Origin of the sequence: Streptomyces sp. UNOC14_S4, assembly GCF_020740835.1 — a bacterium.
GTDB lineage: Bacteria > Actinomycetota > Actinomycetes > Streptomycetales > Streptomycetaceae > Streptomyces.
Window position 1 is genome coordinate 1 of record NZ_JAINFC010000789.1, and the last position, 2,380, is coordinate 2,380.

The 2,380-nt window shown below is 76.3% G+C and carries 2 protein-coding genes; both read left to right on the forward strand.

Translation table 11 applies throughout. The features are described from left to right. Positions 1-373: ComEA family DNA-binding protein (locus K6I34_RS35750; protein WP_229332193.1), on the forward strand; the 373-nt coding region annotated here is incomplete at its 5' end. Further along, a partial coding sequence (locus tag K6I34_RS35755) for a ComEC/Rec2 family competence protein (protein ID WP_374231111.1) occupies positions 370-2,380 on the forward strand: 2,011 nt, incomplete at its 3' end. The genes K6I34_RS35750 and K6I34_RS35755, both read left to right, overlap by 4 nt.

Here is a 2,380-nt window from a genome sequence, read left to right on the forward strand (position 1 = left end):
CATCGACGCCCTGACCGCGGCCGGGGGCACTCAGCCGGGCACGGACGTCACGGGCCTCAACCGGGCCCGGCTGCTCGTCGACGGCGAACAGATCGTGGTGGGGGCGTCGGCGGCAGCGGCGCCACCGGGAGCCGTGCCGCCGGGCATGGGCGGAACAGGCGGCACGGGCGGTGGACCGAAAGGCCCCGTCAGCCTCAACTCCGCGACAGCCGAGCAACTCGACGCGCTCCCGGGCGTCGGCCCCGTCCTCGCCCAGCACATCGTCGAGTACCGCACGGAGCACGGCGGCTTCCGGTCCGTGGACGAGCTCCGCCACGTCAACGGCATCGGCGCGCGCCGCTTCAACGACCTCCGCGCCCTGGTCCAGCCATGACCGCGCCCGCGCCACCCCAGGGCCCACCGGCCGACCACCGCCTGATCGCACCCGCCGCCGCGGCATGGGCAGCGGCGGCGGCAGCCCTGGTGACGGACGGCCGGACGGTCGCCGTGGCGGTGGCCCTGGCCGTGGCGACGGCGTGCGTACTGGTACTGCGGGCCCGCGCCCGGCCAGAGACCAGCGCCCCGTCAGGGGCACGGGGCCGGGCTGCGTCATGCGGCTTCGCCGCGGGGGCGCGCCCAGCCGCAGACGGCCCGCACTCGCCCGATGGCATGGCGGACCGAGCCAATGGGAGTCGCCGACGGAGCACAGGACGTGCCCCTCAAGGGGCGCGGGTCCAGGTCGCGTCATGCGGCTCTGCCGCGTGGGCGCGCCCAGCCGCACACAACCCGCAGGCGGCGCCCACTGAGCCGACGCACCACTCCAATGGGCGCGACCGGATCACCAAGCCGCACCGCACGGCGGCGGCAGCCGCGACCGCGCCTGCCATCGCGATCACCATCGCGGCTGTGCTGCTCTGCGCGGCGGCAAGCGCCGCATCGGCCGCCCTGACCGCGGCCGACACGCGCCGCGGCCCTCTCCCGCCCCTGGCTGCTCGTTACGCCGAGGTCACCCTGGAGGTCACGGTCACGAGCGACCCGAGGTCCACTCGCCCGCATGTGCGTGGAGCGTCACGCGCGCAGCCGACCGTCGTCCTGGAAGGCGAGGCCACGCGATTGCTGCACGGGGGCCGCGAGACGGCGGCCGACGGGACGGCAGTCCGCGCGACAGCGCTCCGCACACCGGTCCTCGTGATCGCCCACCCGTCCTGGCTGGGCCTGCTGCCTTCCACAAAGGTCAAGGTTGCAGGCCGTCTCGCCCCGCCCGCCCGGCAGGGCGACCGCGTTGCCGCCGTGGTCCGCGTCGCCGGCCAGGGCCCACCCGAGGTGGTCGGGCGGCCGGACGCGCTCCAGCGGGTGGCCGCCCGGCTCCGGGCAGGTCTCCGGTCCGCCACGGACGGGCTGGAGCCGGATGCCCGCGCACTCCTCCCCGGGCTGGTGGTGGGTGACACGTCACGCATCCCGCCCGATCTCGAAGAGGCCTTCCGGGCCACGGATCTGACACATCTGCTGGCCGTCTCGGGGAGCAATCTCGCGATCCTGATCACGGTGCTCGTCGGACCGCCCCACCTGGCCGCGCGAGCCGAGCGCCGGGGGCTGGCGGCCCGGTTCGGGGTGCCGCTGCGGCTGACGGCAGTGCTGGGCGCTGTGCTGGTGCTGGGCTTCGTGGTCGTGTGCCGCCCCGAGCCGAGCGTGCTGCGGGCGGCGGTGTGCGGCCTGATCACGCTGATGGCCATCGGTACGGGGCGGCGCAGAAGTCTGCTGCCCGCGCTGGCGGCGGCGGTGCTGCTGCTCGTGCTCTACGATCCGTGGCTGTCCAGGAGTTACGGCTTCGCCCTGTCCGTACTCGCGACCGGGGCCCTGATCACCCTGGCTCCGCGCTGGGGCGACGCGCTGCGGCGGCGCGGGGTTCCGGCGCGGGCCGCGGAGGCGCTCGCCGCGGCCGCCGCGGCACAGGCCGTGTGCGGGCCCGTGATCGCGGTGATGGCGGCGCGCGTGAGCCTGGTGGCGGTGCCCTGCAATCTTCTGGCGGAGCTGGCGGTGGCGCCCGCCACGGTCCTCGGTTTCGCGGCGCTGGTCACCGCGCCCGTCGCCCCGCCGCTGGCCCAGGGGCTCGCCTGGCTCGCCGGGTGGCCCACGTCGTGGGCGGCTTCCGTGGCCCGTACGGGCGCGGACCTGCCCGGCGCGGAGCTCGGCTGGCTGGGCGGCTGGCCGGGAGGGCTGTTGCTGGCTGTGGTCACCGCTACCGCGGTGGTCGCCGCGCGCGGGGCGTCGCGCCGTCCCTGGCTCTGCGCTGCGTGTGCGCTGCTGCTGATGATCGCGGTGATCCGCCCGGCCCCGCTGACCCGGGTCGTCACCGGCTGGCCGCCGCCGGGGTGGCGATTTGCCGCGTGCGATGTGGGGC